Origin of the sequence: Salmonella sp. SA15303, assembly GCF_029962125.1 — a bacterium.
Lineage (GTDB): Bacteria > Pseudomonadota > Gammaproteobacteria > Enterobacterales > Enterobacteriaceae > Salmonella > Salmonella enterica.
This window is the reverse complement of sequence record NZ_CP123924.1, coordinates 4,011,719-4,035,735: the sequence shown is the minus strand read 5'-3', so window position 1 is coordinate 4,035,735 and position 24,017 is coordinate 4,011,719. Positions and strand designations below refer to the sequence as shown.

The 24,017-nt window shown below is 50.1% G+C and carries 22 protein-coding genes, 1 pseudogene and 1 other annotated feature; of the genes and pseudogenes, 13 read left to right on the top strand and 10 right to left on the bottom strand.

Annotation, left to right across the window (positions count from 1 at the left end; translation table 11 throughout):
- Positions 1–335 precede the first annotated feature (335 nt).
- From QEN31_RS19855 to arcA, 3 genes and pseudogenes are all read right to left on the bottom strand, one after another.
- Positions 336–1,007, bottom strand: a pseudogene (locus QEN31_RS19855) (helix-turn-helix domain-containing protein).
- Positions 1,008–1,390: 383 nt separating this feature from the next.
- Positions 1,391–1,705, bottom strand: a complete 315-nt coding sequence (locus QEN31_RS19850) for a hypothetical protein (protein WP_000749515.1) — start codon at positions 1,703–1,705, stop codon at positions 1,391–1,393.
- A gap of 266 nt (positions 1,706–1,971) precedes the next feature.
- Complete coding sequence (gene arcA, locus QEN31_RS19845; protein WP_001194359.1) at positions 1,972–2,688, bottom strand: two-component system response regulator ArcA; 717 nt, start codon at positions 2,686–2,688, stop codon at positions 1,972–1,974.
- A 95-nt stretch (positions 2,689–2,783) separates the two neighbouring features.
- Between arcA and yjjY the strand changes: the two genes are divergently transcribed.
- The 6 genes from yjjY to thrC all read left to right on the top strand — a co-directional run bounded on the left by yjjY (position 2,784) and on the right by thrC (position 9,054).
- Positions 2,784–2,924 carry a protein YjjY gene (gene yjjY, locus QEN31_RS19840; protein WP_001541509.1) on the top strand — a complete coding sequence of 47 codons (141 nt, stop codon included), beginning with the start codon at positions 2,784–2,786 and terminating at the stop codon, positions 2,922–2,924.
- A gap of 399 nt (positions 2,925–3,323) precedes the next feature.
- Complete coding sequence (locus QEN31_RS19835; protein WP_099949721.1) at positions 3,324–4,010, top strand: tRNA/rRNA methyltransferase; 687 nt, start codon at positions 3,324–3,326, stop codon at positions 4,008–4,010.
- 213 nt (positions 4,011–4,223) lie between these two features.
- Positions 4,224–4,289 carry a thr operon leader peptide gene (gene thrL / locus QEN31_RS19830; protein ID WP_001575544.1) on the top strand — a complete coding sequence of 22 codons (66 nt, stop codon included), beginning with the start codon at positions 4,224–4,226 and terminating at the stop codon, positions 4,287–4,289.
- Positions 4,225–4,345: a sequence feature (Thr leader region), on the top strand. Its footprint overlaps the gene before it by 65 nt.
- A 25-nt stretch (positions 4,346–4,370) precedes the next feature.
- Entirely contained in the window at positions 4,371–6,833 is a 2,463-nt protein-coding gene (gene thrA, locus QEN31_RS19825; RefSeq protein ID WP_001264677.1) for a bifunctional aspartate kinase/homoserine dehydrogenase I, read from the top strand.
- 1 nt (position 6,834) lies between these two features.
- Positions 6,835–7,764: a homoserine kinase gene (gene thrB, locus QEN31_RS19820; protein ID WP_000241685.1), complete on the top strand. Its 930-nt coding sequence runs from the start codon at positions 6,835–6,837 to the stop codon at positions 7,762–7,764.
- Positions 7,765–7,767: 3 nt separating this feature from the next.
- Positions 7,768–9,054, top strand: a complete 1,287-nt coding sequence (gene thrC / locus QEN31_RS19815) for a threonine synthase (protein ID WP_023197801.1) — start codon at positions 7,768–7,770, stop codon at positions 9,052–9,054.
- 93 nt (positions 9,055–9,147) lie between these two features.
- Here thrC and yaaA read toward each other — a convergent pair whose 3' ends face one another.
- Positions 9,148–9,921, bottom strand: coding sequence for a peroxide stress protein YaaA (gene yaaA / locus QEN31_RS19810; protein ID WP_000906175.1), 774 nt, complete (start codon positions 9,919–9,921; stop codon positions 9,148–9,150).
- A 78-nt stretch (positions 9,922–9,999) separates the two neighbouring features.
- Positions 10,000–11,430: an alanine/glycine:cation symporter family protein gene (locus QEN31_RS19805; protein WP_001748842.1), complete on the bottom strand. Its 1,431-nt coding sequence runs from the start codon at positions 11,428–11,430 to the stop codon at positions 10,000–10,002.
- A 268-nt stretch (positions 11,431–11,698) separates the two neighbouring features.
- On the opposite strand from QEN31_RS19805, the gene tal reads away from it, so the two are divergent.
- Both tal and mog read left to right on the top strand, forming a co-directional pair.
- On the top strand, positions 11,699–12,652 hold the full coding sequence (tal, locus tag QEN31_RS19800) for a transaldolase (protein WP_000130175.1): 954 nt from the start codon (positions 11,699–11,701) through the stop codon (positions 12,650–12,652).
- 110 nt (positions 12,653–12,762) lie between these two features.
- Positions 12,763–13,353, top strand: a complete 591-nt coding sequence (mog, locus tag QEN31_RS19795) for a molybdopterin adenylyltransferase (RefSeq protein WP_020437681.1) — start codon at positions 12,763–12,765, stop codon at positions 13,351–13,353.
- A gap of 56 nt (positions 13,354–13,409) precedes the next feature.
- Here mog and satP read toward each other — a convergent pair whose 3' ends face one another.
- The 3 genes from satP to QEN31_RS19780 all read right to left on the bottom strand — a co-directional run bounded on the left by satP (position 13,410) and on the right by QEN31_RS19780 (position 15,279).
- Positions 13,410–13,976, bottom strand: a complete 567-nt coding sequence (gene satP, locus QEN31_RS19790) for an acetate uptake transporter (protein ID WP_000528525.1) — start codon at positions 13,974–13,976, stop codon at positions 13,410–13,412.
- Between the two features lie 149 nt (positions 13,977–14,125).
- On the bottom strand, positions 14,126–14,839 hold the full coding sequence (msyB, locus tag QEN31_RS19785) for an acidic protein MsyB (protein WP_064239836.1): 714 nt from the start codon (positions 14,837–14,839) through the stop codon (positions 14,126–14,128).
- A 35-nt stretch (positions 14,840–14,874) separates the two neighbouring features.
- Positions 14,875–15,279 carry a DUF2541 family protein gene (locus QEN31_RS19780; protein WP_064239837.1) on the bottom strand — a complete coding sequence of 135 codons (405 nt, stop codon included), beginning with the start codon at positions 15,277–15,279 and terminating at the stop codon, positions 14,875–14,877.
- A 347-nt stretch (positions 15,280–15,626) separates the two neighbouring features.
- On the opposite strand from QEN31_RS19780, the gene dnaK reads away from it, so the two are divergent.
- From dnaK to QEN31_RS19760, 4 genes are all read left to right on the top strand, one after another.
- Positions 15,627–17,543: a molecular chaperone DnaK gene (gene dnaK / locus QEN31_RS19775; RefSeq protein WP_000516126.1), complete on the top strand. Its 1,917-nt coding sequence runs from the start codon at positions 15,627–15,629 to the stop codon at positions 17,541–17,543.
- 85 nt (positions 17,544–17,628) lie between these two features.
- On the top strand, positions 17,629–18,768 hold the full coding sequence (gene dnaJ / locus QEN31_RS19770) for a molecular chaperone DnaJ (protein ID WP_001119009.1): 1,140 nt from the start codon (positions 17,629–17,631) through the stop codon (positions 18,766–18,768).
- A gap of 279 nt (positions 18,769–19,047) precedes the next feature.
- Positions 19,048–19,995 carry a LysR family transcriptional regulator gene (locus QEN31_RS19765; RefSeq protein WP_000534905.1) on the top strand — a complete coding sequence of 316 codons (948 nt, stop codon included), beginning with the start codon at positions 19,048–19,050 and terminating at the stop codon, positions 19,993–19,995.
- 126 nt (positions 19,996–20,121) lie between these two features.
- Positions 20,122–20,466, top strand: a complete 345-nt coding sequence (locus QEN31_RS19760; RefSeq protein WP_000026889.1) for a phage holin family protein — start codon at positions 20,122–20,124, stop codon at positions 20,464–20,466.
- A 60-nt stretch (positions 20,467–20,526) separates the two neighbouring features.
- Here QEN31_RS19760 and QEN31_RS19755 read toward each other — a convergent pair whose 3' ends face one another.
- Both QEN31_RS19755 and QEN31_RS19750 read right to left on the bottom strand, forming a co-directional pair.
- Positions 20,527–21,060, bottom strand: coding sequence for a glycoside hydrolase family 108 protein (locus tag QEN31_RS19755; RefSeq protein WP_001068132.1), 534 nt, complete (start codon positions 21,058–21,060; stop codon positions 20,527–20,529).
- A 16-nt stretch (positions 21,061–21,076) separates the two neighbouring features.
- Entirely contained in the window at positions 21,077–21,520 is a 444-nt protein-coding gene (locus QEN31_RS19750; protein WP_000860681.1) for a winged helix-turn-helix domain-containing protein, read from the bottom strand.
- Positions 21,521–21,900: 380 nt separating this feature from the next.
- Here QEN31_RS19750 and QEN31_RS19745 point away from each other — a divergent pair, with 380 nt between their 5' ends.
- Positions 21,901–24,000, top strand: coding sequence for a glycosyl hydrolase family 18 protein (locus QEN31_RS19745; protein WP_000235798.1), 2,100 nt, complete (start codon positions 21,901–21,903; stop codon positions 23,998–24,000).
- The last annotated feature ends 17 nt before the right edge of the window (positions 24,001–24,017 follow it).

Sequence of the window (24,017 nt, the reverse complement as noted above, 5' to 3'; positions counted from 1 at the left end):
AATTGTTGCCTGATTCTATTCGCTGAAAAATAAAGATAGCCATATAAAATAAAATATTATATTTTACTCTGTATGCGCTTCTTTCTGTTCTGTAGATAAGCAGGCGGCTATTCTACGTATATCAACTATGAACTCAATAAAAATTCTGATGCAATATTGAACGGCAGTCCAGTTTCGGACCCGGTAACAAAGTTTAATAAAATACCACTAAAGAAGTATGGTTGATGACTGGATTTATAGAGCAAGATCTCTTTTTTGATAATAGTTATTATTTCCTGGAGGATTTATTTAACTCTATATTGCTTTATTTTTAATAATATACGACGCTTGTCCGTTTAAAATGAAACCGGCAGGTTTCGAAGCTCTAACAGTCTTCCATGCAGTATTTTTATATAGTCCCCCGCTTTTAGTTCTGAAAGTACCTGCATGATACGGCTGCGTGAAAGCCCGGTTCTCTGCTGTATGAAGTTCTGTGCATTGATCTCAAATCGTGAGCTTTCAGGATACGACCACAGTTCAAGTAACAGCGCTTTTATCTGGCTATAGGCGTCCTGCCCGATAAGATTTCTGTCACGGTTAGTCATGAAAGCAATGCGGTACATCAGGATGTTCGAAATGTCACGCCAGAGATGCTTTTCATCAGCTATTTACACAAAATCTTTTACTGGGACAGGATAATATTCACAGGTGGTTTCGGCGATAAAAAAGACGTCTGAATTCTCTTCTAACTGGTATAAGTCAGCATAGGCATCTACAAGGCCTAAAATCATTGGTGAGACACCGCAGCCCATTACAATGCTGTCGATACGCCGACATACTTTAATAGCGCCTTTAGTGATTAACAGGATGTGGGATTGATTATCAATCTTGATATCCAGTGTTTTACCGGCCGTAATAGTGACAGGGGAGATGTTTTGAATAACGTGCCGATGAATATTTAAAATGGCTTGCAGGTTTTTTTCTTTCCCTGTGGGACGATACACATTCCCGCCGTTTAACTGCTTCATATCTTCCCCATTATTATGGCTGATAAAGTGGTTGACTATTAAAAGGTAAACATAAATTTAATATTTACTTAAATTATAATTAAGTAAATTAAAATAGCCAACAAGAATATTTAAGTCAATGTATTCACCTTATCAATGCATGAGCGACAACGCTGTTTTTAAGGTTAACCATAGTAAATGTGATGATTTTATTTGCAATCATTTTATGACAGCTATCATAGGTACCGTGCTTAACGAGCACGTAGAGCGTACAGGATAGCGAAGCGATGAACATCGCTGTTGTAGGATACGAATGAGAGAAAAGTACAAAATGCAGGCGGGCGGCGTTTTACTGAGCGAAATCGCCGCCTGCCGGAACTCCTCCCGGCGGGAGCCATAAGCGGTTAGCGGTACTGGACGATCAGACTTTGAATCTCCGGATGATCTTTTAACGACACGTGCCGTACCGTGGCGATTCCATTCATCAACGAAATAGCGTTTCCAGACGGTGTGGCGACTGTCTGTAAATGGGGGATATTATTCCGCAAACATGATACCTCGATATTGCGATCGTGAGGCGCAAGATTACAACCATATTCGACAATCTGGCCTTTGAAATGAATAACGCCTGCGGAGACCGGCGCGGTAGCAGCCAGCGCGGCTGATGAAGCTGACATCGCTGCACAAAACAGGTAGCAGCATAATGGTGATTTTTTCATCCTTTGAAACCTCACGTCCTGTGAGCATCCCCTTATTTTTTGGGGACTAACAAATCCCGTGTATTACTCTTTAATGTAAATACACAAACTACCTTAACTTTCGCAAGCTGAGATAAACAGCGCTATACGACAATTTTTATGTAAAAGAGTACGTCATAACGGCAGGTCAGGAGGGAAAGCGAGGCCGCTTAGCGGAAGGGGGACATAAGAAACAGCCAGTAAGAATAACTTACCGGCTGTTTTTACGGTTTGGCGCCTGGGCCGAATTAATCCTGCAGGTCGCCGCAGAAGCGATAACCTTCGCCGTGAATGGTGGCGATGATTTCCGGCGTATCCGGCGTGGATTCGAAATGCTTACGAATACGACGAATGGTAACGTCAACAGTACGGTCATGCGGCTTCAGCTCGCGCCCGGTCATTTTCTTCAACAGCTCTGCGCGTGACTGAATTTTGCCAGGGTTTTCGCAGAAGTGAAGCATCGCGCGGAACTCGCTGCGCGGTAGTTTATACTGCTCGCCGTCCGGGCCGATCAGTGAACGACTGTTGATATCCAGTTCCCAACCGTTGAACTTGTAGCTTTCAACGCTACGACGCTCTTCGCTGACGGTACCCAGGTTCATGGTACGGGACAGCAGGTTGCGGGCACGGATGGTCAATTCGCGTGGGTTAAACGGTTTGGTGATGTAATCATCCGCGCCGATTTCGAGGCCGAGAATTTTGTCGACTTCGTTATCGCGGCCCGTCAGGAACATCAGCGCAACGTTAGCCTGTTCACGCAGTTCACGCGCTAACAGGAGACCGTTTTTCCCTGGCAGATTGATATCCATGATCACCAGGTTGATGTCATATTCAGAGAGGATCTGATGCATTTCCGCGCCATCTGTCGCTTCGAATACATCATAGCCTTCCGCTTCGAAAATACTTTTCAACGTGTTGCGTGTTACCAACTCGTCTTCAACGATAAGAATGTGCGGGGTCTGCATGTTTGCTACCTAAATTGCCAACTAAATCGAAACAGGAAGTACAAAAGTCCCTGACCTGCCTGATGCATGTCGCAAATTAACATGATCGGCGTAACATGACTAAAGTACGTAATTGCGTTCTTGATGCACTTTCCATCAACGTCAACAACATCATTAGCTTGGTCGTGGGTACTTTCCCTCTGGACCCGACAGTGTCAAAAACGGCTGTCATCCTAACCATTTTAACAGCAACATAACAGGCTAAGACGTACCGGACACCTAATAAAACTACGCTTCGTTGACATATATCAAGTTCAATTGTAGCACGTTAACAGTTTGATGAAATCATCGTAGCTAAATGCTAGCTTTCATCACAAATTTGCAATATTCCAACTAGTTACGTAAGCCAACTAATAAATGTGATGAATCCAAAGAACAGGATCTATTTTAAATTAAATTATCCTAAATAAACAGCAGGATAACGATGTTCTGTTAACATAAACAGCAATAGTACAGATACGCAATAGTGTAGCGTCTTTTACGAAATCAAAAATGCTTTTTCAGTGATATCCGTTAAAATTTTGTAAATTTGCGAAGCGTAATATGCTTACAAACGCCAGCTAATTTCCTGTAAATTAGTCAAAAAGAGTAATGAAATGCGTGTAACAATCGTTCTTGTCGCTCCCGCCAGAGCGGAAAATATCGGCGCAGCCGCCCGGGCTATGAAGACCATGGGATTTACTGACCTGCGTATTGTCGACAGCCAGGCGCACCTGGAGCCCGCCACCCGTTGGGTCGCACATGGATCTGGAGATATTATTGATAATATTGAGGTTTTCCACACCCTTGCCGACGCACTCTACGATGTGGATTTTACCGTAGCGACGACAGCCCGCAGCCGGGCAAAATTTCATTACTACGCTTCGCCCGCTGAACTGGTTCCCTTATTACAGGAAAAATCACGCTGGATGCGTCATGCCGCGCTGGTTTTTGGCCGTGAGGATTCCGGTCTGACCAATGACGAGCTGGCGCTGGCGGATGTATTGACCGGCGTGCCGATGGCGGCGGATTACCCTTCGCTCAATCTGGGTCAGGCGGTCATGGTGTATTGCTATCAATTAGCAGGTTTAATGCAACAGACCACTGAATCCGTTGATATTGCTGATGAATCGCAGTTACAGGCGTTACGCGCGCGCCTTTTACGTCTGTTAACGACTCTGGAGGCGGCCGATGACCACAAATTAACCGACTGGCTACAACAGCGAATCGGCCTGCTGGGACAGCGAGATACGGTAATGTTGCACCGTTTGGTTCATGATATTGAAAAAAAACTAACAAAATAACGTGCTGTAATTTTTAAAATAATAAGAGATTACGTCTGGTTTCAAGAGATCATAACAGGGGGAATTGGTTGAAAATAAATATATCGCCAGCAGCACATGAACAAATTTCGGAATGTGATCAATTTAAAAATTTATTGACTTAGGCGGGCAGATACTTTAACCAATATAGGAATACAAGACAGACAAATAAAAATGACAGAGTACACAACATCCATGAACCGCATCAGCACCACCACCATTACCACCATCACCATTACCACAGGTAACGGTGCGGGCTGACGCGTACAGGAAACACAGAAAAAAGCCCGCACCTGAACAGTGCGGGCTTTTTTTTCGACCAGAGATCACGAGGTAACAACCATGCGAGTGTTGAAGTTCGGCGGTACATCAGTGGCAAATGCAGAACGTTTTCTGCGTGTTGCCGATATTCTGGAAAGCAATGCCAGGCAAGGGCAGGTAGCGACCGTACTTTCCGCCCCCGCGAAAATTACCAACCATCTGGTGGCGATGATTGAAAAAACTATCGGCGGTCAGGATGCTTTGCCGAATATCAGCGATGCCGAACGTATTTTTTCTGACCTGCTCGCAGGACTTGCCAGCGCGCAGCCGGGATTCCCGCTTGCACGGTTGAAAATGGTTGTCGAACAAGAATTCGCTCAGATCAAACATGTTTTGCATGGTATCAGCCTGCTGGGTCAGTGCCCGGATAGCATCAACGCCGCGCTGATTTGCCGTGGCGAAAAAATGTCGATCGCGATTATGGCGGGACTTCTGGAGGCGCGTGGGCATCGCGTCACGGTGATCGATCCGGTAGAAAAATTGCTGGCGGTGGGCCATTACCTTGAATCTACCGTCGATATCGCGGAATCGACTCGCCGTATCGCCGCCAGCCAGATCCCGGCCGATCACATGATCCTGATGGCGGGCTTTACTGCCGGTAATGAAAAGGGTGAACTGGTGGTGCTGGGCCGTAATGGTTCCGACTATTCCGCCGCCGTGCTGGCCGCCTGTTTACGCGCTGACTGCTGTGAAATCTGGACTGACGTCGATGGCGTGTATACCTGTGACCCGCGCCAGGTGCCGGACGCCAGGCTGCTGAAATCGATGTCCTACCAGGAAGCGATGGAACTCTCTTACTTCGGCGCCAAAGTCCTTCACCCTCGCACCATAACGCCTATCGCCCAGTTCCAGATCCCCTGTCTGATTAAAAATACCGGTAATCCGCAGGCGCCAGGAACGCTGATCGGCGCGTCCAGCGACGATGATAATCTGCCGGTGAAAGGGATCTCTAACCTTAACAACATGGCGATGTTTAGCGTCTCCGGCCCGGGAATGAAAGGGATGATTGGGATGGCGGCGCGTGTTTTCGCCGCCATGTCTCGTGCCGGGATCTCGGTGGTGCTCATTACCCAGTCCTCCTCTGAGTACAGCATCAGCTTCTGTGTGCCGCAGAGTGACTGCGCGCGTGCCCGCCGTGCGATGCAGGATGAGTTCTATCTGGAGCTGAAAGAGGGGCTGCTGGAGCCGCTGGCGGTTACTGAGCGGTTGGCGATTATCTCTGTTGTCGGCGACGGTATGCGCACGCTACGCGGCATTTCAGCGAAATTCTTCGCCGCGCTGGCGCGGGCCAATATCAATATCGTGGCGATCGCTCAGGGATCTTCTGAGCGTTCCATTTCTGTGGTGGTGAATAACGACGATGCCACCACCGGCGTGCGGGTAACGCACCAGATGCTGTTCAATACCGATCAGGTGATTGAAGTGTTTGTCATTGGCGTCGGCGGCGTCGGCGGCGCGCTACTGGAACAGCTTAAACGTCAGCAAACCTGGCTGAAGAACAAGCACATCGATCTACGCGTGTGCGGCGTGGCGAACTCAAAGGCGTTGCTAACCAATGTGCATGGCCTGAATCTGGACAACTGGCAGGCGGAACTGGCGCAAGCGAACGCGCCGTTCAATCTGGGACGCTTAATTCGCCTGGTGAAAGAATATCATCTACTCAATCCGGTGATTGTTGATTGTACCTCCAGTCAGGCGGTGGCCGACCAATATGCCGACTTCCTGCGTGAAGGGTTCCATGTGGTGACGCCAAACAAGAAAGCGAACACCTCGTCGATGGACTACTACCATCAGCTACGTTTCGCCGCCGCGCAATCACGGCGCAAATTCTTGTATGACACCAACGTCGGCGCCGGTTTGCCGGTAATCGAAAATCTGCAAAACCTGCTGAATGCCGGTGATGAACTGCAAAAATTTTCCGGCATTCTTTCCGGGTCGCTCTCTTTTATTTTCGGTAAACTGGAAGAGGGGATGAGTCTCTCACAGGCGACCGCCCTGGCGCGCGAGATGGGCTATACCGAACCCGATCCGCGCGACGATCTTTCCGGTATGGATGTGGCGCGGAAACTGTTGATCCTCGCCCGCGAGACGGGCCGCGAGCTGGAGCTTTCCGATATTGTGATTGAACCGGTGTTGCCGGACGAGTTTGACGCCTCCGGCGATGTGACCGCCTTTATGGCGCATCTGCCGCAGCTTGACGACGCGTTTGCCGCCCGTGTGGCGAAAGCTCGTGATGAAGGTAAGGTATTGCGCTATGTGGGCAATATCGAAGAGGATGGCGTGTGCCGCGTGAAGATTGCCGAAGTTGATGGTAACGATCCGCTCTTCAAAGTGAAAAACGGTGAAAACGCGCTGGCGTTCTACAGCCACTATTATCAGCCCTTGCCGTTGGTGCTGCGCGGCTACGGCGCAGGCAATGATGTGACGGCGGCGGGCGTGTTTGCCGATCTGTTACGGACCCTCTCATGGAAGTTAGGAGTTTAACATGGTGAAAGTGTATGCCCCGGCTTCCAGCGCGAACATGAGCGTCGGTTTCGACGTGTTGGGCGCAGCCGTCACACCCGTTGACGGCACGTTGCTGGGCGATGTGGTATCCGTTGAAGCAGCGGACCATTTCCGTCTGCATAACCTGGGGCGATTTGCCGATAAACTGCCGCCGGAGCCGCGTGAAAATATTGTTTATCAGTGCTGGGAACGTTTTTGCCAGGCATTGGGGAAAACCATCCCGGTGGCGATGACGCTGGAAAAAAATATGCCGATTGGTTCCGGGTTAGGGTCCAGCGCCTGTTCCGTCGTCGCTGCGCTGGTCGCGATGAATGAGCACTGCGGCAAACCGTTAAACGACACGCGTCTGTTGGCGCTGATGGGCGAGCTGGAAGGCCGTATCTCCGGCAGCATCCATTACGATAACGTCGCGCCGTGCTTTCTTGGCGGTATGCAGTTGATGATTGAAGAAAACGGCATTATTAGTCAGCAGGTGCCGGGCTTTGATGAGTGGCTATGGGTACTGGCTTATCCGGGCATTAAAGTTTCTACCGCAGAAGCACGGGCCATTTTGCCTGCGCAGTATCGCCGTCAGGATTGCATTGCGCATGGACGGCATCTGGCCGGTTTTATTCACGCCTGTTACTCGCGGCAGCCGCAGCTTGCCGCCGCGTTGATGAAAGATGTTATTGCCGAACCATACCGCGCGCGTTTACTGCCGGGCTTTAGCCAGGCGCGACAGGCGGTGTCGGAGATCGGCGCGCTGGCGAGCGGGATTTCCGGGTCGGGGCCGACGCTGTTTGCGCTATGCGATAAACCGGAGACGGCGCAGCGCGTCGCGGACTGGCTGAGCAAACATTATCTGCAAAATCAGGAAGGCTTCGTTCATATTTGCCGGCTGGATACGGCGGGCGCACGAGTAGTGGGATAATCAATGAAACTCTATAATCTGAAAGACCATAATGAGCAGGTCAGCTTTGCGCAGGCCGTCACGCAAGGACTGGGCAAACAGCAGGGACTTTTTTTTCCGCACGAACTGCCGGAGTTTAGCCTGACGGAAATTGATGAGATGCTCAACCAGGACTTTGTCAGCCGTAGCGCAAAGATCCTCTCGGCATTTATTGGCGATGAAATACCGCAGCAAATTCTGGAAGAGCGCGTCCGCGCGGCGTTTGCGTTCCCGGCGCCGGTAGCGCAGGTAGAAAGCGATGTCGGCTGCCTGGAGCTGTTCCATGGTCCGACGCTGGCCTTTAAAGACTTCGGCGGGCGTTTTATGGCGCAAATGCTGACGCATATCAGCGGCGACAAACCGGTGACGATTCTGACTGCAACGTCAGGCGATACCGGCGCGGCGGTGGCTCACGCGTTCTATGGCCTGGAAAATGTGCGGGTCGTCATTCTCTACCCGCGCGGTAAGATCAGTCCGTTGCAGGAAAAACTGTTCTGTACGCTGGGCGGCAACATTGAAACCGTGGCGATCGACGGCGATTTCGACGCGTGCCAGGCGCTGGTGAAACAGGCATTTGATGACGAAGAACTGAAAACGGCGCTGGGGCTGAATTCGGCTAATTCGATTAATATCAGCCGCCTGTTGGCGCAAATTTGCTACTACTTTGAAGCCGTGGTGCAACTGCCGCAGGGGGCGCGTAACCAACTGGTGATCTCCGTCCCCAGCGGCAACTTTGGCGATTTGACGGCAGGGCTGCTGGCGAAGTCGTTAGGCCTACCGGTGAAACGTTTTATCGCCGCCACCAACGTCAACGACACTGTGCCGCGTTTTCTGCATGACGGAAAGTGGGCGCCGAAAGCGACGCAGGCGACCCTGTCGAATGCGATGGATGTCAGCCAGCCGAATAACTGGCCGCGCGTGGAGGAGCTATTCCGCCGTAAAATCTGGCGCCTGACTGAGCTGGGCTATGCGGCGGTGGATGATACTACGACACAGCAGACGATGCGCGAGCTGAAAGCGAAAGGTTATATCTCGGAACCTCATGCGGCGGTAGCGTATCGGGCATTACGCGACCAGTTAAACCCTGGCGAGTATGGCTTGTTTCTCGGAACGGCGCATCCGGCGAAGTTTAAAGAAAGCGTGGAGTCCATTCTGGGAGAAACGCTGGCCTTGCCTGAAGCGCTCGCCGAACGCGCCGACCTGCCGCTGCTTTCACATCATCTGCCTGCGGATTTTGCCGCCCTGCGTAAGCTGATGATGACCCGCCAGTAACCATTGTGCCCGGTGGCGCTGTCGCTTACCGGGCCTATGGGGTGGCGCCGATTTGTAGGCCGGATAAGGCGTAACCGCCATCCGGCGATGTCGTTACTGCTCGTAGCGTTTAAAGACCAGCTCGTCTTGTGTGGAGGTTTCTTCATCAAAGAAATACCCTTCACGGTCAAACGCGGTAAGCTGTTCCGGCTTCGTTAAGCGGTTTTCAATAATAAAACGGCTCATCAGTCCGCGCGCTTTTTTGGCGTAGAAGCTTACCACCTTAAACTTGCCGTTTTTCTCATCAAGGAACACGGGCTTAATCAGTTCGGCATTCAGTTTCTTCGGCTTCACCGATTTAAAATATTCCTCAGAGGCCAGATTCACCACCACCCGATCGCCCTGCGCCTCAAGCGCTTCGTTGAGCTTATCGGTAATGATATCGCCCCAGAATTGATAAAGATCTTTGCCGCGCGGATTCTCCAGGCGAATCCCCATCTCCAGACGATAAGGCTGCATTAAATCCAGCGGGCGCAATACGCCATACAAGCCAGAGAGCATACGCAGATGTTGTTGAGCAAAATCAAAATCCGCGTCGTTGAACGTTTCCGCCTGTAGGCCGGTATAAACATCGCCTTTGAACGCCAGAATCGCCTGGCGTGCATTATCCGGCGTAAAATGAGGCTGCCAGTCATGAAAACGCGTGGCGTTGAGATCCGCCAGTTTGTCGCTAATTCCCATCAGCCTGGAAATTTGCGGCGCCGAAAGCTGGCGGGCCTGTTGAATAAGCTGCTGGCTGTGATCCAACAGCTCCGGCTGGGTATAGCGGGTCGTGGCCAGCGGGCTTTGATAATCAAGCGTTTTTGCAGGTGAAATCAGAATCAGCATATTCAGTCCTTGCAGGGAATTTTCTGCGACTTTAGCAAAAAAACGCCGCAGAGTTGACCGATGGTTGCGATTGTCGGCTTAATCGCGCGATGCCGCCTCCCAGGTATCTGGCGCCAGTTGTGGTTCGATATCCGGGAAGCGCCGCGGATCAAACTGCGGTCTTACGCCCAGTTTCCGTTGTCGCAGATAATCGCCGGCGAGGGTATACACCACCGGTGAGAGCAACAAAATCGCTGTCAGATTGGTAATGGCCATACAGGCCATGATCATGTCAGCGAGCTGCCATATCAGCGGAAAACTGATAAGCGTACCGGCGATAACCATGCCAAGCGTCGCAAGGCGTAATAGCCAGATGGCCTTTGCGTTATGTAACCGCAGAAAAAACAGATTGTTTTCGGCGTAAATATAGTTGGCGACGATAGAACTGAACGCGAACAGAATGACGATAAGCGCGACAAAACTGGCGCCCCATTCACCGGTCAACGAAACCATTGCATGTTGGAGAAGCTGAATGCCTTCTGTTGACGAATGGGACGCGTGATTCCCCGCCAGCAGGATAATCATCGCGCTGGCGGTACAGATGATAATGGTGTCGCTGAATACACCAATCATTTGCACAATCCCCTGCGCGACAGGATGAGGTGGATACGACGTTGCCGCTGCGGCCGCATTAGGCGTTGACCCCATTCCCGCTTCATTAGAGAACATCCCACGCTGAAAACCGCTGGTAATAGCCTGGGTGAGCGTATATCCGGCTGCGCCTGCCGCGGCTTCCTGCCAGCCAAATGCGCTTTTGACTATCGAGGCGATAACGCCAGGCATTTGCTCAATATGCCAGAGGCAAATGAATACGCTGCCGGCGACCCACAATAACGCGATGATGGGAATCAGCCATTGCATCAGACGGGCGACGCCTTTGATGCCGCGAATGATAATTAACAGGGCACAGAACGCCAGAGCAATGCCGGAGATAAGCGGCGGAATGTTGAAGGCGAAATGGAGCGCGCGTGAGACGGCATTCGCCTGCACGCTATTAAAAATCAACCCGTAGGCGACGAGCAGAAAGAGGGCGAAAACCACGCCCATCCAGCGCATTCCCAGCCCACGCGCCATATACCACGCCGGGCCGCCGCGGAACTGGCCTGTCGGGTCACGTTCTTTATAAAGCTGGGCAAGCGAACACTCGGCGAAGGAGGTCGCCATGCCAATGATGGCCGAGACCCACATCCAGAATACCGCGCCGGGACCGCCTGCGGCGATAGCCAGCGCCACGCCGGCCAGATTACCGCTGCCAATCCGCGCCGCGAGGCTGGTACACAGTGCCTGAAATGACGTCAGGCCGCCTGGCTGCGGGCTAAGGCTGCCTTTCAGACTGCGGCTAAATTGGCGAATATAACGAAATTGAATGAATCCGGTACGCCAGGTAAACCAACATCCTGCGCCGAGCAGCAGGTAAATCATTACCGAGCCCCAGAGTATTTCGTTAATAAAACTGAAAAACTCAGGCATTAACGTCCCTCTTGTTGATGCCGTCACGCTTTGATGATCCTGTATAAGCGTGACCCATGATGTAGATGACCTTGTCAGACTAATATTAACGGCAGTTTACCATAAATACGGCGGTATCCTTTAATTGCGCATCAACCGTCGGCAGATACGCAAACAGTTCACAAGGGCAGCCAGGTGCATGTAGGCGGTTGCGCTGTGAGTGCGTCGTGTTATCATCAGGGTAGACCGGTTACATCCCCTAACAAGCTGTTTAAAGAGAAACTCTATCATGACGGACAAATTGACCTCCCTTCGTCAGTTCACCACCGTAGTGGCTGATACCGGAGATATCGCGGCAATGAAGCTGTACCAGCCGCAGGATGCTACAACTAACCCTTCTCTCATTCTTAACGCAGCGCAAATCCCGGAATATCGTAAGCTGATTGACGATGCTGTCGCCTGGGCGAAACAGCAGAGCAGCGACCGCGCGCAGCAGGTTGTTGACGCGACCGATAAGCTGGCGGTGAATATTGGCCTGGAGATCCTGAAGCTGGTGCCGGGGCGTATTTCTACCGAAGTTGACGCGCGTCTGTCTTATGACACTGAAGCGTCTATCGCCAAAGCAAAACGTATCATTAAACTCTACAATGATGCGGGTATCAGCAACGATCGTATCCTGATCAAGCTGGCGTCCACCTGGCAGGGCATTCGTGCAGCCGAACAGCTGGAAAAAGAAGGCATCAACTGTAACCTGACGCTGCTGTTCTCCTTCGCGCAGGCGCGTGCGTGCGCCGAAGCGGGCGTCTACCTGATCTCGCCGTTCGTAGGTCGTATTCTTGACTGGTATAAAGCCAATACCGACAAGAAAGACTATGCGCCAGCTGAAGATCCGGGCGTGGTTTCCGTAACGGAAATCTATGAGTACTACAAACAGCATGGTTACGAAACCGTCGTTATGGGCGCAAGCTTCCGTAACGTAGGCGAAATTCTGGAACTGGCGGGCTGCGACCGTCTGACTATCGCGCCGGCATTGCTGAAAGAACTGGCGGAAAGCGAAGGGGCGATTGAGCGTAAGCTCTCTTTCTCCGGCGAAGTCAAGGCGCGCCCGGAACGCATTACCGAAGCTGAGTTCCTGTGGCAGCATCACCAGGATCCCATGGCGGTTGACAAACTGGCGGACGGTATCCGTAAGTTTGCGGTAGACCAGGAAAAACTGGAAAAAATGATCGGCGATCTGCTGTAATCATTAACGCGTGGCCCTGATATGGGTCACGCTACCTCTTCTGAAACCTGTCTGTCCTTCCCTTCGCAGTGTATCATTCTGTTTAACGAGACTGTTTAAACGGAATAATCATGAATACTTTACGCATTGGCCTGGTTTCCATTTCTGACCGTGCTTCCAGCGGCGTTTACCAGGATAAAGGTATCCCGGCCCTTGAAGAGTGGCTGGCATCTGCCCTTACCACCCCTTTTGAGCTGCAAACGCGACTGATCCCGGATGAACAGGCGATCATCGAACAGACCTTATGTGAACTGGTTGATGAGATGAGCTGTCATCTGGTGCTGACCACTGGCGGTACCGGTCCGGCACGTCGCGACGTCACGCCGGACGCGACCCTTGCCATCGCCGACCGTGAAATGCCAGGTTTTGGCGAGCAGATGCGCCAGATCAGCCTGCGCTTTGTGCCGACCGCCATTCTTTCCCGCCAGGTGGGCGTTATCCGTAAACAGGCGTTAATTCTTAATCTGCCTGGACAGCCAAAATCGATCAAAGAAACGCTGGAAGGCGTAAAAGCGGACGATGGCAGCGTTAGCGTGCCGGGCATTTTTGCGAGCGTGCCGTATTGCATACAGCTGCTTGACGGGCCGTATGTCGAAACCGCGCCGGAAGTGGTTGCCGCTTTCCGTCCAAAGAGCGCCAGACGTGAGAATATGTCGGACTGACCGGAAAATACTGATAGTAGGGTTATTCCTCCCGGTGCGGGAGGAATAAAAGAGATTTAGTGCGCCTCGCCGATTGGCAGAATAGTGCGGCCAAATTGCTCGTTTAGCACTTCACCCATCGCCAGATAAATAGCGCTGGCGCCGCAAACCAGACCAACCCAGCCTGCGATATGGATAATGGCTTCGTTACCGGTGATATTGCCGACCGCCAGCAGAGCGAACAGTACGGTCAGGCTCAGGAAAACAAATTGCAGCGCGCGGGCGGCTTTCAGCGTACCGAAGAACATAAACAGCGTGAACACGCCCCACAGACCTAAATAAGCGCCGAGTAGCTGAGCGTCAGGCGCATCCGTCAGGCCCATTTTCGGCATCAGCAGGATAGCGACCAGCGTCAGCCAGAACGAACCGTAAGAGGTAAAGGCCGTTAAACCAAAGGTATTGCCTTTTTTGTACTCCAGCAGACCGGCAAAAATTTGCGCGATACCGCCGTAGAAAATCCCCATCGCCAGAATAATACCGTCCAGGGCGAAAAAACCGGCATTGTGCAGGTTAAGCAGAATGGTGGTCATGCCGAAGCCCATCAGGCCCAGCGGTGCCGGATTAGCCAACTTAGTGTTGCCCATAATTCCTCAAAATCATCATAATTGAATGGTGAAATAGTTTCCCAGAATAACGAGTTCCGTATTCGGGGCGCGGCATAATAATCAGGGGGAAGAGGACTGTCTATGATCTAATAAGGGGGAAAAGAAAATATTTCCCCCAGTGAGGGCATTCACGCCTGAACGGCTGCCATCATTCGTCGCAGGCAGGCTATTTGCAACACTGCCGGAATAGTCACGCGATACGCGCTGCCGCTCATCGCTTTGACGCCGTTTAACGCCGCGCCGACCGGGCCGCCAAGACCTGCGCCGCGCAACAACCCGTGACCCAGGATGCTCATTGCGGCATGGGTACGTAAAATGCGGGTAAGCTGGGTGGAAAGCAGGTGGGAGACCCCTTTTGCCAGACTGCGATCTTTCATGAGCAGCGGCAGCAGTTCTTCCAGTTCAGAAACTTTGGCGTCTACGGCTTGCAAAAATTCCTGCTTATGCGCCGCGTCCATCTTCTGCCAGGTATGACGTAAAAAATGCTCCAGCAGTTGCTGTTCTATTTCAAACGTCGACATGCTTTTATCTGCTTTAAGTTTTAGCCGTTTTGCGACATCCAGCAGAATCGCGCGGTACTGTTTTCCGTGTCCGCGCAATTTGTTGGCGATACTGTCGCCGCCGTAATGCTGAAACTCGCCGGCAATGAGCTGCCAGTTACGGCGGTGTTGCTCCGGGCGACCTTCCATCGCTTTGAACAGCTCGTTATGACTAAGGACGCTCGACAAGCGAGCCTTGCCCTTTTCGTTATGCGTCAGCAAACGGGCGAAATCGGCGAGTTGTTCTTCGCTACAATGCTGAAGAAAGTCTAAATCCTCGTCGTGTAAATAGGTGACGTTCATTTTCAGTCTGGCTTTTGGAATAGAAATAACAGCGATTAATCGTCGCCAATGACTTTAAGTCTCGCCATATCGGAAGAATTTACCGTATGGCCTGAGAAGGTAATCTTTGATACGCAGCGTTTGTTGTCGTTATCGCTATTAATATTGATCCAGCCTGTCGTCTGGCCCTGTTTGATTGAGGAAGGGACGTTCAGGCTTTGGCTGGCGCTACGCGCAGTTTTAAAATAGACGGATGCGCCGCTAAGTTCGATGTCGCCGTGATCCGCCGTGAGTTGAATGCGCTTCACGATGCGGCAGACGGGAATTTTCAGCGTGAGATCGTTCGTTTCATTTCTGGGCATGGCAATAACACCCAGTATTTTATGGTCGTTCGCGTGCGCGACGCTACTTAACGCCAGGCCGAAAAGCAGGCCGGCGGAAATGGTTAACACAGATCGCATGGAATTTCTCTTTGACGGGTTCAATAAGCAATACCGTCTATCATACTCTGCTCATGGCAACGATTCAGTTTTGTAATCTTTTCTTTTTATTACAATTTTTCTGTGAATAGTATTCGTTGTTTAATTTATTTCATGAATGTTTGTTTGCCTGGTTTTCCATCGCGCCCTCTCGTCACTAAAAAATTTTTTCATCTCCCCCTTGATGACGTGGGTTACGACCCCATCTTGTAGTCAACCGCAGTGGTGAGTCTGAAAAAAAACGATTCAGGGTAGTTGAAACCGCACGTTTCGCCCTTATTACAGATTCACAACCACATGATGACCGAATTTTTAGTGGAGACGTTTAGATGGGTAAAATTATTGGTATCGACCTGGGTACTACCAACTCTTGTGTAGCGATTATGGATGGAACGCAGGCACGCGTGCTGGAGAACGCCGAGGGCGATCGCACTACGCCTTCTATCATTGCTTATACCCAGGATGGTGAAACTCTGGTTGGTCAGCCGGCTAAACGTCAGGCAGTGACAAACCCGCAAAACACCCTGTTTGCGATTAAACGCCTGATTGGCCGCCGCTTCCAGGACGAAGAAGTTCAACGTGACGTTTCTATCATGCCGTACAAAATCATCGGCGCCGACAACGGCGACGCATGGCTTGATGTGAAAGGTCAGAAAATGGCGCCGCCGCAGATTTCTGCCGAAGTGCTGAAGAAAATGAAGAAAACGGCTGAAGATTATCTGGGCGAACCGGTAACTGAAGCGGTTATCACCGTACCGGCTTACTTTAACGATGCGCAGCGTCAGGCTACCAAAGATGCTGGTCGTATCGCGGGGCTGGAAGTTAAACGTATCATCAACGAACCAACTGCCGCAGCGCTGGCTTACGGTCTGGATAAAGAAGTCGGCAACCGTACTATCGCGGTTTACGACCTCGGTGGTGGTACTTTCGATATCTCTATTATCGAAATCGACGAAGTTGATGGCGAAAAAACCTTTGAAGTTCTGGCAACCAACGGTGATACCCACCTGGGTGGTGAAGACTTCGATACCCGCCTGATCAACTACCTCGTTGACGAGTTTAAGAAAGATCAGGGCATTGACCTGCGTAACGATCCGCTGGCAATGCAGCGCCTGAAAGAAGCCGCAGAAAAAGCCAAAATCGAGCTGTCTTCTGCGCAGCAGACCGACGTGAACCTGCCGTACATTACCGCAGATGCCACCGGTCCGAAACACATGAACATTAAAGTGACTCGTGCGAAACTGGAAAGCCTGGTTGAAGATCTGGTGAACCGTTCTATCGAGCCGCTGAAAGTCGCACTGCAGGACGCTGGCCTGTCCGTGTCTGATATCAACGACGTGATCCTCGTTGGCGGTCAGACCCGTATGCCAATGGTGCAGAAAAAAGTGGCTGAGTTCTTTGGTAAAGAGCCGCGTAAAGACGTTAACCCGGACGAAGCTGTGGCTATCGGCGCAGCGGTACAGGGCGGCGTATTGACCGGTGATGTGAAAGACGTACTGCTGCTGGACGTTACCCCGCTGTCTCTGGGTATCGAAACGATGGGTGGCGTGATGACTCCGCTTATCACCAAAAACACCACCATCCCGACCAAGCACAGCCAGGTGTTCTCTACTGCGGAAGACAACCAGTCTGCGGTAACCATCCATGTGCTGCAGGGTGAGCGTAAACGTGCGTCTGATAACAAATCTCTGGGTCAGTTCAACCTGGATGGCATCAACCCGGCGCCGCGCGGTATGCCGCAGATCGAAGTCACCTTCGATATCGATGCTGACGGTATCCTGCACGTCTCCGCGAAAGATAAAAATAGCGGTAAAGAGCAGAAGATCACTATCAAGGCGTCTTCTGGTCTGAACGAGGAAGAAATTCAGAAAATGGTTCGCGATGCAGAAGCGAACGCTGAATCCGACCGTAAGTTCGAAGAGCTGGTTCAGACCCGTAACCAGGGCGACCATCTGCTGCACAGCACCCGTAAGCAGGTTGAAGAAGCAGGCGATAAACTGCCGGCTGATGACAAAACCGCTATCGAGTCTGCGCTGAGCGCGCTGGAAACTGCCCTGAAAGGCGAAGATAAAGCCGCTATCGAAGCGAAAATGCAGGAACTGGCGCAGGTTTCCCAGAAACTGATGGAAATCGCTCAGCAGCAACATGCGCAGCAGCAGGCTGGCTCCGCTGACGCTTCTGCAAACAACGCGAAAGATGACGACGTTGTCGACGCTGAGTTTGAAGAAGTAAAAGATAAAAAATAATCGCCCTTTGAACGGGTAATTACTGGCACGGGCGAAGAGGTTTCCTCTCCGCCCGTGTATGCATGTTAAGGGCAGATAAAAAGAGATGGCGAAAAGAGATTACTACGAGATTTTAGGCGTTTCCAAAACAGCGGAAGAGCGTGAAATCAAAAAGGCGTATAAGCGCCTGGCCATGAAATATCATCCGGACCGCAATCAGGGTGATAAAGAGGCCGAAGCTAAGTTTAAAGAGATTAAAGAAGCCTACGAAGTGCTGACCGATGCGCAAAAACGCGCAGCCTACGATCAGTATGGTCACGCCGCGTTTGAACAAGGCGGTATGGGCGGCGGATTTGGCGGCGGCTTTAATGGCGGCGCTGATTTCAGTGATATCTTTGGTGACGTTTTTGGCGATATCTTTGGCGGCGGGCGTGGTCGCCAACGTGCGGCGCGTGGGGCTGATTTGCGTTATAACATGGATCTCACCCTGGAAGAAGCGGTGCGTGGCGTGACCAAAGAGATCCGTATTCCGACGCTGGAGGAGTGCGACGTTTGCCACGGCAGCGGCGCGAAAGCTGGCACGCAACCGCAAACCTGTCCGACCTGTCATGGTTCTGGTCAGGTACAGATGCGCCAGGGATTCTTTGCTGTACAGCAGACCTGCCCACACTGTCAGGGCCGCGGTACGCTGATCAAAGATCCGTGCCATAAATGTCACGGTCATGGGCGTGTTGAAAAGAGTAAAACTCTGTCCGTTAAAATCCCGGCGGGCGTGGATACCGGCGATCGTATTCGTCTGGCAGGCGAGGGCGAAGCGGGCGAGCATGGCGCACCGGCAGGCGACTTGTACGTTCAGGTCCAGGTGAAACAACACCCTATTTTCGAGCGTGAAGGCAATAATCTTTATTGCGAAGTGCCGATCAACTTTGCGATGGCGGCGCTCGGCGGTGAAATTGAAGTGCCGACGTTAGATGGTCGCGTGATGCTGAAAGTACCGAGCGAAACACAAACGGGCAAGCTGTTCCGTATGCGCGGCAAAGGCGTGAAGTCCGTACGCGGTGGCGCGCAGGGCGATTTGCTGTGCCGTGTGGTAGTTGAAACGCCGGTCGGTCTGAGCGAAAAACAGAAGCAATTGCTAAAAGATCTTCAGGAAAGTTTTGGCGGCCCGACGGGAGAGAAAAACAGCCCGCGTTCAAAAAGCTTCTTTGACGGCGTGAAAAAATTCTTTGACGATTTGACTCGCTAATCTTTTCCCGTTGTATTTTTCTTCAGCCCGGGTGTATATCCGGGCTTTTTTCTGCCTGTACGCGCCCAGGCTTCTGTTAAACGCATCGTATCCTCTCATTTGTTGATATTTTGTTTTTACTGATAAACAAATTGATGTTAATCAGCAGTTTTGTATACGCTTATTCTTTAAAAAAACGTGATGTGATGACATTAATGATTGCTTTTTTAGATGCTGTGAATTGATTTATCTTGAGTATTATCTATATTGCTTTTTTTAGTTTCCGGAGGCAGACAGCGAATGGGATCGAAAGGTGCCAACAAGAGCTTTGATTATAATTTAATCAAAATTCTTGACGCTGTTATTTTGTCAGGAAATGCGGCTATGGCGGCAAAAAAGTTAGGCATTACACCGGCTGCCGTTTCTCTGGCGTTAAAGCGCCTGCAGAGTTATTACCCGGAAGAACTGTTTAGCAGAGGGAAAGGCGGGCTCATCCCCACTGCTAAGGCTGTCGACATTCACCAAAATTTCAGTCAGGTGATGAAACTGGTGGATGACACATTTCTCTGTAATAGCAAAAAAGATGAAGCGTTCCAGATAACGTTATTAGGCAGTGATATTGTTGAAAGCTATTATCTTTCTCAGCTCTATAACAGCGATATATTTGACCGTATTTTGATAAATCATTTCTCCGTAAGAAATATGAGTCGGGAGCATATCAGCGAACTTCTGTTTACTGCGCAAGGCGATCTGTTGATTAGTGCCGAACCTTTGCTGGAGTCCGGCATAGAGAATCAAATCATTGATAGTTTTAAATCATTTGTTTGTATCTGCAGCAGTAAACACATGCTGAGTACCCTCTCACAACTGTCGCTACATCATTTTTATTCTTCGCGTCATGCGTTATATCAGCCGGGGATGGGGGCTTCAGTGATATATCATGATAGCGAGTTATTTAAGGATGAGCTTTACTATACTGGCAGGCGTATTGTCGGCTATCGCAGTGATTCGCTTAACGGTTTGATGAGCATGATCGAACGAACCTCATTGATTGCATTGATGCCTTTGAAATTAGCGCTTTTTTATAAAAATCATCGTAAATATGACATTAAATTTATTCAGCCTCCGCCCGAACTGGCTTTGAAGTCAGTTCAGGTCTATGCATCCTGGAATAAAAATAGTAGAAATATATCGACGATTAATGAGATGGTAAGTATGTTACAAACACTTTCCTCCTTCCGTCGCTAATACACCTCATTTTTACGCTTTGATTTAATATGGTTTTAAATGATGTGCTTTGATTTTTACCCTCCTGACAGGGCGCTTACACTCCTTGTGTTAATTATTCATTTATAATGATTTCGGAGTGTTAAAATGTCTATTCCCAACCATGTGTCGACAACGGAAGTTGTGCTATTGGAGCTAGAGATCTTACTCACTATTATTTCGATTGGCGCGTGGGGAGGCTTTGTCAGCTATCTTTTACGCAAAGATAAGACAGAATATAATAGTTCTCATGAAAGTATTAAATATTGCTTAACGCAGATCGTGATTTCCTGCTTCACCAGTTTCTTGTTAAGCGCGATTGCGATCGAAAAAGAATGCAGTTTCAACATTGTTCTGTTGGCGGCAGGCTTAGGCGGTGTTTTCGCGAGTCCGATCTTAAAAATTCTTGGGCGGCGGATTAAAAAAATTATCGAAGGAAATAATTCAGATTAATTATCATTCGCAGTATCAGGCTCATCCGTGAGCCTTTTACGCGTCTTTTTTCAGCCTGGTCTAGGTCACTCTATTCTTGATCCAGCCATAAATAAATTGTTCGTTATTGTGGTTTTTCTCAGCAACGTTTAAGTAGTACGTGCCCTGACTGCAATTGAGGGCTTTCACCAAAACGGCTTCCCCTTCCTGGCCTCGCCAGGCCAAATAATGTTCGAGAGCGGCAAGCGTCCGCGGGCCAATATTGCCATCCACATGAATATCCGGGTAGCGTTTACCTTCGTGATTAAAGACGTTCAACCAGCGTTGCAGCCACGCGCTGGGGTGGTAAGCGCCTATGTTGACTGCCGCATCGCACAGCTCGAAGGAGACTGGCCACGATAGCGTCGAGATGACGTCAAAACCTGGTTTTATCCAGTAATCCTCTTCGAGAATCGCGTAGGCTTCAGCGTGGGTCAGATCCCGCATATCGCCAGCATAGCCATGCGCTCGCGCCGTGGCTTCGGTAATGCCCCAATGGGTGGCGCCGCCTTTATCTTTAGGGTTAAATACGTAACCGCCTTCAAGCGCAATAATTCCATCTATAATTGGATTCATCTTCCCTTTCCTTCGCTTAGTGAATATGCAGATACATGAGAGAACCTAACGTTACTGAAAATACGGTCGTCAGGGCAGCGATGGTTTGCCGTACAATCTGTTTTTTTCTTCCCTTTGTTTCGCTATCCGTCGCGATAATGGCGATATCACTATTCACTTTGAGACCCTGTCTTGGAATGGTAATAAAAAGATCGTTAATACCAAGCGCTTTAAGGTCACGTCTGATTAAATAGAGAATCTGCGTTAGATTTGCATCATTAACATAGTGGCTTCGACTTCCCCATAACGCAGTGGTTATTTTTTGTCGCTCGATAATCTCCAGATGAGCATTCTCGATGATGAAACTGAGACATTTGGCTCTCATCGCAGTCATTTTAATAACCTGTGAATTTGAGACCGTCCTCAGTTCATATTTACCTTCATTGTAAATGCAATTGCTATTAATGATATAAGTTTTCATAACGTCTTCCTTTAGAAATGTACATCCTGGTTGTCTGTGGTGACTATATTGTATGAGAAATGTCTTAATCCAATAAATGTCACTGGTTTTATTGTATTGTCATTGTCTATAGCGAGTGTAATCACATTATTTCATTGTAATTAAATGATATTTAATTACATGATAAATGATATTTACTATGTTCTCACCAGAACGGAGTAAGCGGGCGCTGAGAGGTGTTGTTTTCTCTTCGTTAGACGGTGTTGTTAACCTCATTTTTATGATTTTTATATCATCTAAAAAGATGATGTTTTGTGATTAGCTATTTTTTATGCCTGTAACGATTATGGACCCCGCAGAACGAGCTGCGACAATTTTGAAACGTAAAAGGAAATTTGAAAATGGCTACAAGCAAACTGATTCAAGGCGATACGATTACTGAAACTACCCATGCAGCGAATGGTTTTGACCCTGCAACAAGCGATGATAAAATAAGCTATACTTCCGCTCGTGTTGCGAAACCGGTATACAATAAATATAAAAATTCCACGACTAAACCGAAGGTATTTGGTTATTACACCGACTGGTCACAGTATGACAGCCGTCTGCAAGGCAATATGTCCCAACCGGGCCGTGGTTATGATTTAACCAAAGTTTCACCGACGGCTTATGACAAACTGATTTTTGGCTTTGTTGGCATCACCGGTTTCAGAAAAATTGATACAGAAGACCGCGATGTCGTAGCAGAAGCGGCAGCGCTGTGCGGCAAAGTGAAATATGAGCCGACCTTCCTCGACCCATGGGGCGACTTCCAGTCTTATATCAACCTCGGCTTTGATGTCAGCGGCTGGGATGTGGATCCGAAGACTGTAACTCAGTCTAACGCCAAGGGTCTGCTGGGCGCGCTGCGTGATATGCAGGCAAAAGCGAAAGCCGCAGGTCACACGCTGGCGCTCTCCATGAGTATCGGCGGCTGGAGCATGAGTAACGGGTTCCACGAAACCGCCGCTTCTGACTCTTCTCGTAAAATCTTCGCCAAAGGCGTGGTGAAACTGTTCAAACAGTTCCCGATGTTCAGCGAAGTGGATATTGACTGGGAATACCCGAACAATGAAGGGGCGGGCAACCCGTTTGGTCCGGAAGATGGCGCTAACTACGCGCTGCTGATTGCCGAACTGCGTAAACAGCTGGATTCCGCTGGTCTGAGCAATGTGAAGATCTCTATTGCCGCTTCTGCTGTCACTACTATTTTTGACTATGCGAAAGTAAAAGATCTGATGGCTGCCGGCCTGTATGGCATCAACCTGATGACCTATGACTTCTTCGGTACGCCGTGGGCGGAAACGCTGGGCCACCACACCAACCGCAAAGCGCTGGAAGAGGGCGGCTGGGCTGTCGAAACTATCGTTGATCACCTGCTGGCAGAAGGTTTCTCCGCTGACCGTATCAACATCGGTTATGCCGGCTATACCCGTAACGCTCGTCAGGTAGAAATTGAATCCCTGTCGCCGCTGAAAGGTTCTTACAACCCAGGTTCAGGCCCTACTACCGGTTCCTTCGAATCCGGCACCAGCGAATGGTATGACGTCATTTATAGCTACCTGGATCTGGAAAACCAGAAAGGCCGTAACGGTTTCAACGTTTACACCGACCAGGTCGCTGATGCTGACTACCTGTATAGCCCGGAATCCAAACTGTTTTTATCCCTGGATACGCCGCGTACTGTCAAAGCAAAAGGCGAATATGCAGCGAAACTGGGCCTGGGCGGCGTGTTTACCTGGACTATCGATCAGGACAACGGCGTGCTGGTTAACGCCGTGCGTGAAGGTCTGGGTTATGAAATCGAATCTGAAGTTATCGATATGGAACCGTTCTACTTTGAAGGTATCAATGTAGAAAAAGATGAAGAGCAGAGCGACAGCGACGACGCGCAGAAGGTCAACCACGCGCCGAAAGCGGCGATTGAACTGATGGTTGTAGGCGGATCTACGGTACAGCTGTCTGGCGCAGGTTCTTCTGATGAAGATAACGATGAGTTGTCCTTTAGCTGGGGCGTGCCTTCTCAAATCGATGTGGCAGACAAAACGGCAGAAATCATTGAGGTTGTGGTACCGGAAGTTAGCGAAAAAACAGCCTTTCAGTTCACCCTGTTTGTACGCGACTGCTACAACGAACCGTCCTCTCAACAGCGCTTTGTTCTGACGGCTGTGCCTGCGCTATCTCAGGTTCAACCGGAACCGGAAGAGGAAGAAGAGATTATCGTTCCTGTACCGGACGAGGAAGAAGATACCACGCCGGCTGAGGATGATACGCCAGCAGATGACAAAACGTCACCTTACGCGCAGTGGGATGCTTCTACCGTTTATGGCGCAAACTGGGGTTCTTTCGAAATCGTTAGCTGGAAAGGCCATAACTATCAGGTGAAATGGTGGTCTATGGGCAACCAGCCTGACCTGAACTGCGGTGTCGGCGGTGCATGGACCGATCTTGGCGCTTACTAATACACGGTATTAAGCCG

Excerpts from the sequence above, each read along its gene's own strand:
- arcA (WP_001194359.1), bottom strand. The coding sequence starts at position 2,688 with ATGCAGACCCCGCACATTCTTATCGTTGAAGACGAGTTGGTAACACGC.
- QEN31_RS19760 (WP_000026889.1), top strand. The coding sequence starts at position 20,122 with ATGTCTATTCCCAACCATGTGTCGACAACGGAAGTTGTGCTATTGGAG.
- mog (WP_020437681.1), top strand. The coding sequence starts at position 12,763 with ATGAATACTTTACGCATTGGCCTGGTTTCCATTTCTGACCGTGCTTCC.
- QEN31_RS19850 (WP_000749515.1), bottom strand. The coding sequence starts at position 1,705 with ATGAAAAAATCACCATTATGCTGCTACCTGTTTTGTGCAGCGATGTCA.
- QEN31_RS19765 (WP_000534905.1), top strand. The coding sequence starts at position 19,048 with ATGGGATCGAAAGGTGCCAACAAGAGCTTTGATTATAATTTAATCAAA.
- tal (WP_000130175.1), top strand. The coding sequence starts at position 11,699 with ATGACGGACAAATTGACCTCCCTTCGTCAGTTCACCACCGTAGTGGCT.
- satP (WP_000528525.1), bottom strand. The coding sequence starts at position 13,976 with ATGGGCAACACTAAGTTGGCTAATCCGGCACCGCTGGGCCTGATGGGC.
- msyB (WP_064239836.1), bottom strand. The coding sequence starts at position 14,839 with ATGAACGTCACCTATTTACACGACGAGGATTTAGACTTTCTTCAGCAT.
- QEN31_RS19745 (WP_000235798.1), top strand. The coding sequence starts at position 21,901 with ATGGCTACAAGCAAACTGATTCAAGGCGATACGATTACTGAAACTACC.
- yjjY (WP_001541509.1), top strand. The coding sequence starts at position 2,784 with ATGACTAAAGTACGTAATTGCGTTCTTGATGCACTTTCCATCAACGTC.
- dnaJ (WP_001119009.1), top strand. The coding sequence starts at position 17,629 with ATGGCGAAAAGAGATTACTACGAGATTTTAGGCGTTTCCAAAACAGCG.
- thrB (WP_000241685.1), top strand. The coding sequence starts at position 6,835 with ATGGTGAAAGTGTATGCCCCGGCTTCCAGCGCGAACATGAGCGTCGGT.
- thrC (WP_023197801.1), top strand. The coding sequence starts at position 7,768 with ATGAAACTCTATAATCTGAAAGACCATAATGAGCAGGTCAGCTTTGCG.
- QEN31_RS19835 (WP_099949721.1), top strand. The coding sequence starts at position 3,324 with ATGCGTGTAACAATCGTTCTTGTCGCTCCCGCCAGAGCGGAAAATATC.
- dnaK (WP_000516126.1), top strand. The coding sequence starts at position 15,627 with ATGGGTAAAATTATTGGTATCGACCTGGGTACTACCAACTCTTGTGTA.
- QEN31_RS19750 (WP_000860681.1), bottom strand. The coding sequence starts at position 21,520 with ATGAAAACTTATATCATTAATAGCAATTGCATTTACAATGAAGGTAAA.
- QEN31_RS19805 (WP_001748842.1), bottom strand. The coding sequence starts at position 11,430 with ATGCCTGAGTTTTTCAGTTTTATTAACGAAATACTCTGGGGCTCGGTA.
- QEN31_RS19755 (WP_001068132.1), bottom strand. The coding sequence starts at position 21,060 with ATGAATCCAATTATAGATGGAATTATTGCGCTTGAAGGCGGTTACGTA.
- QEN31_RS19780 (WP_064239837.1), bottom strand. The coding sequence starts at position 15,279 with ATGCGATCTGTGTTAACCATTTCCGCCGGCCTGCTTTTCGGCCTGGCG.
- yaaA (WP_000906175.1), bottom strand. The coding sequence starts at position 9,921 with ATGCTGATTCTGATTTCACCTGCAAAAACGCTTGATTATCAAAGCCCG.
- thrA (WP_001264677.1), top strand. The coding sequence starts at position 4,371 with ATGCGAGTGTTGAAGTTCGGCGGTACATCAGTGGCAAATGCAGAACGT.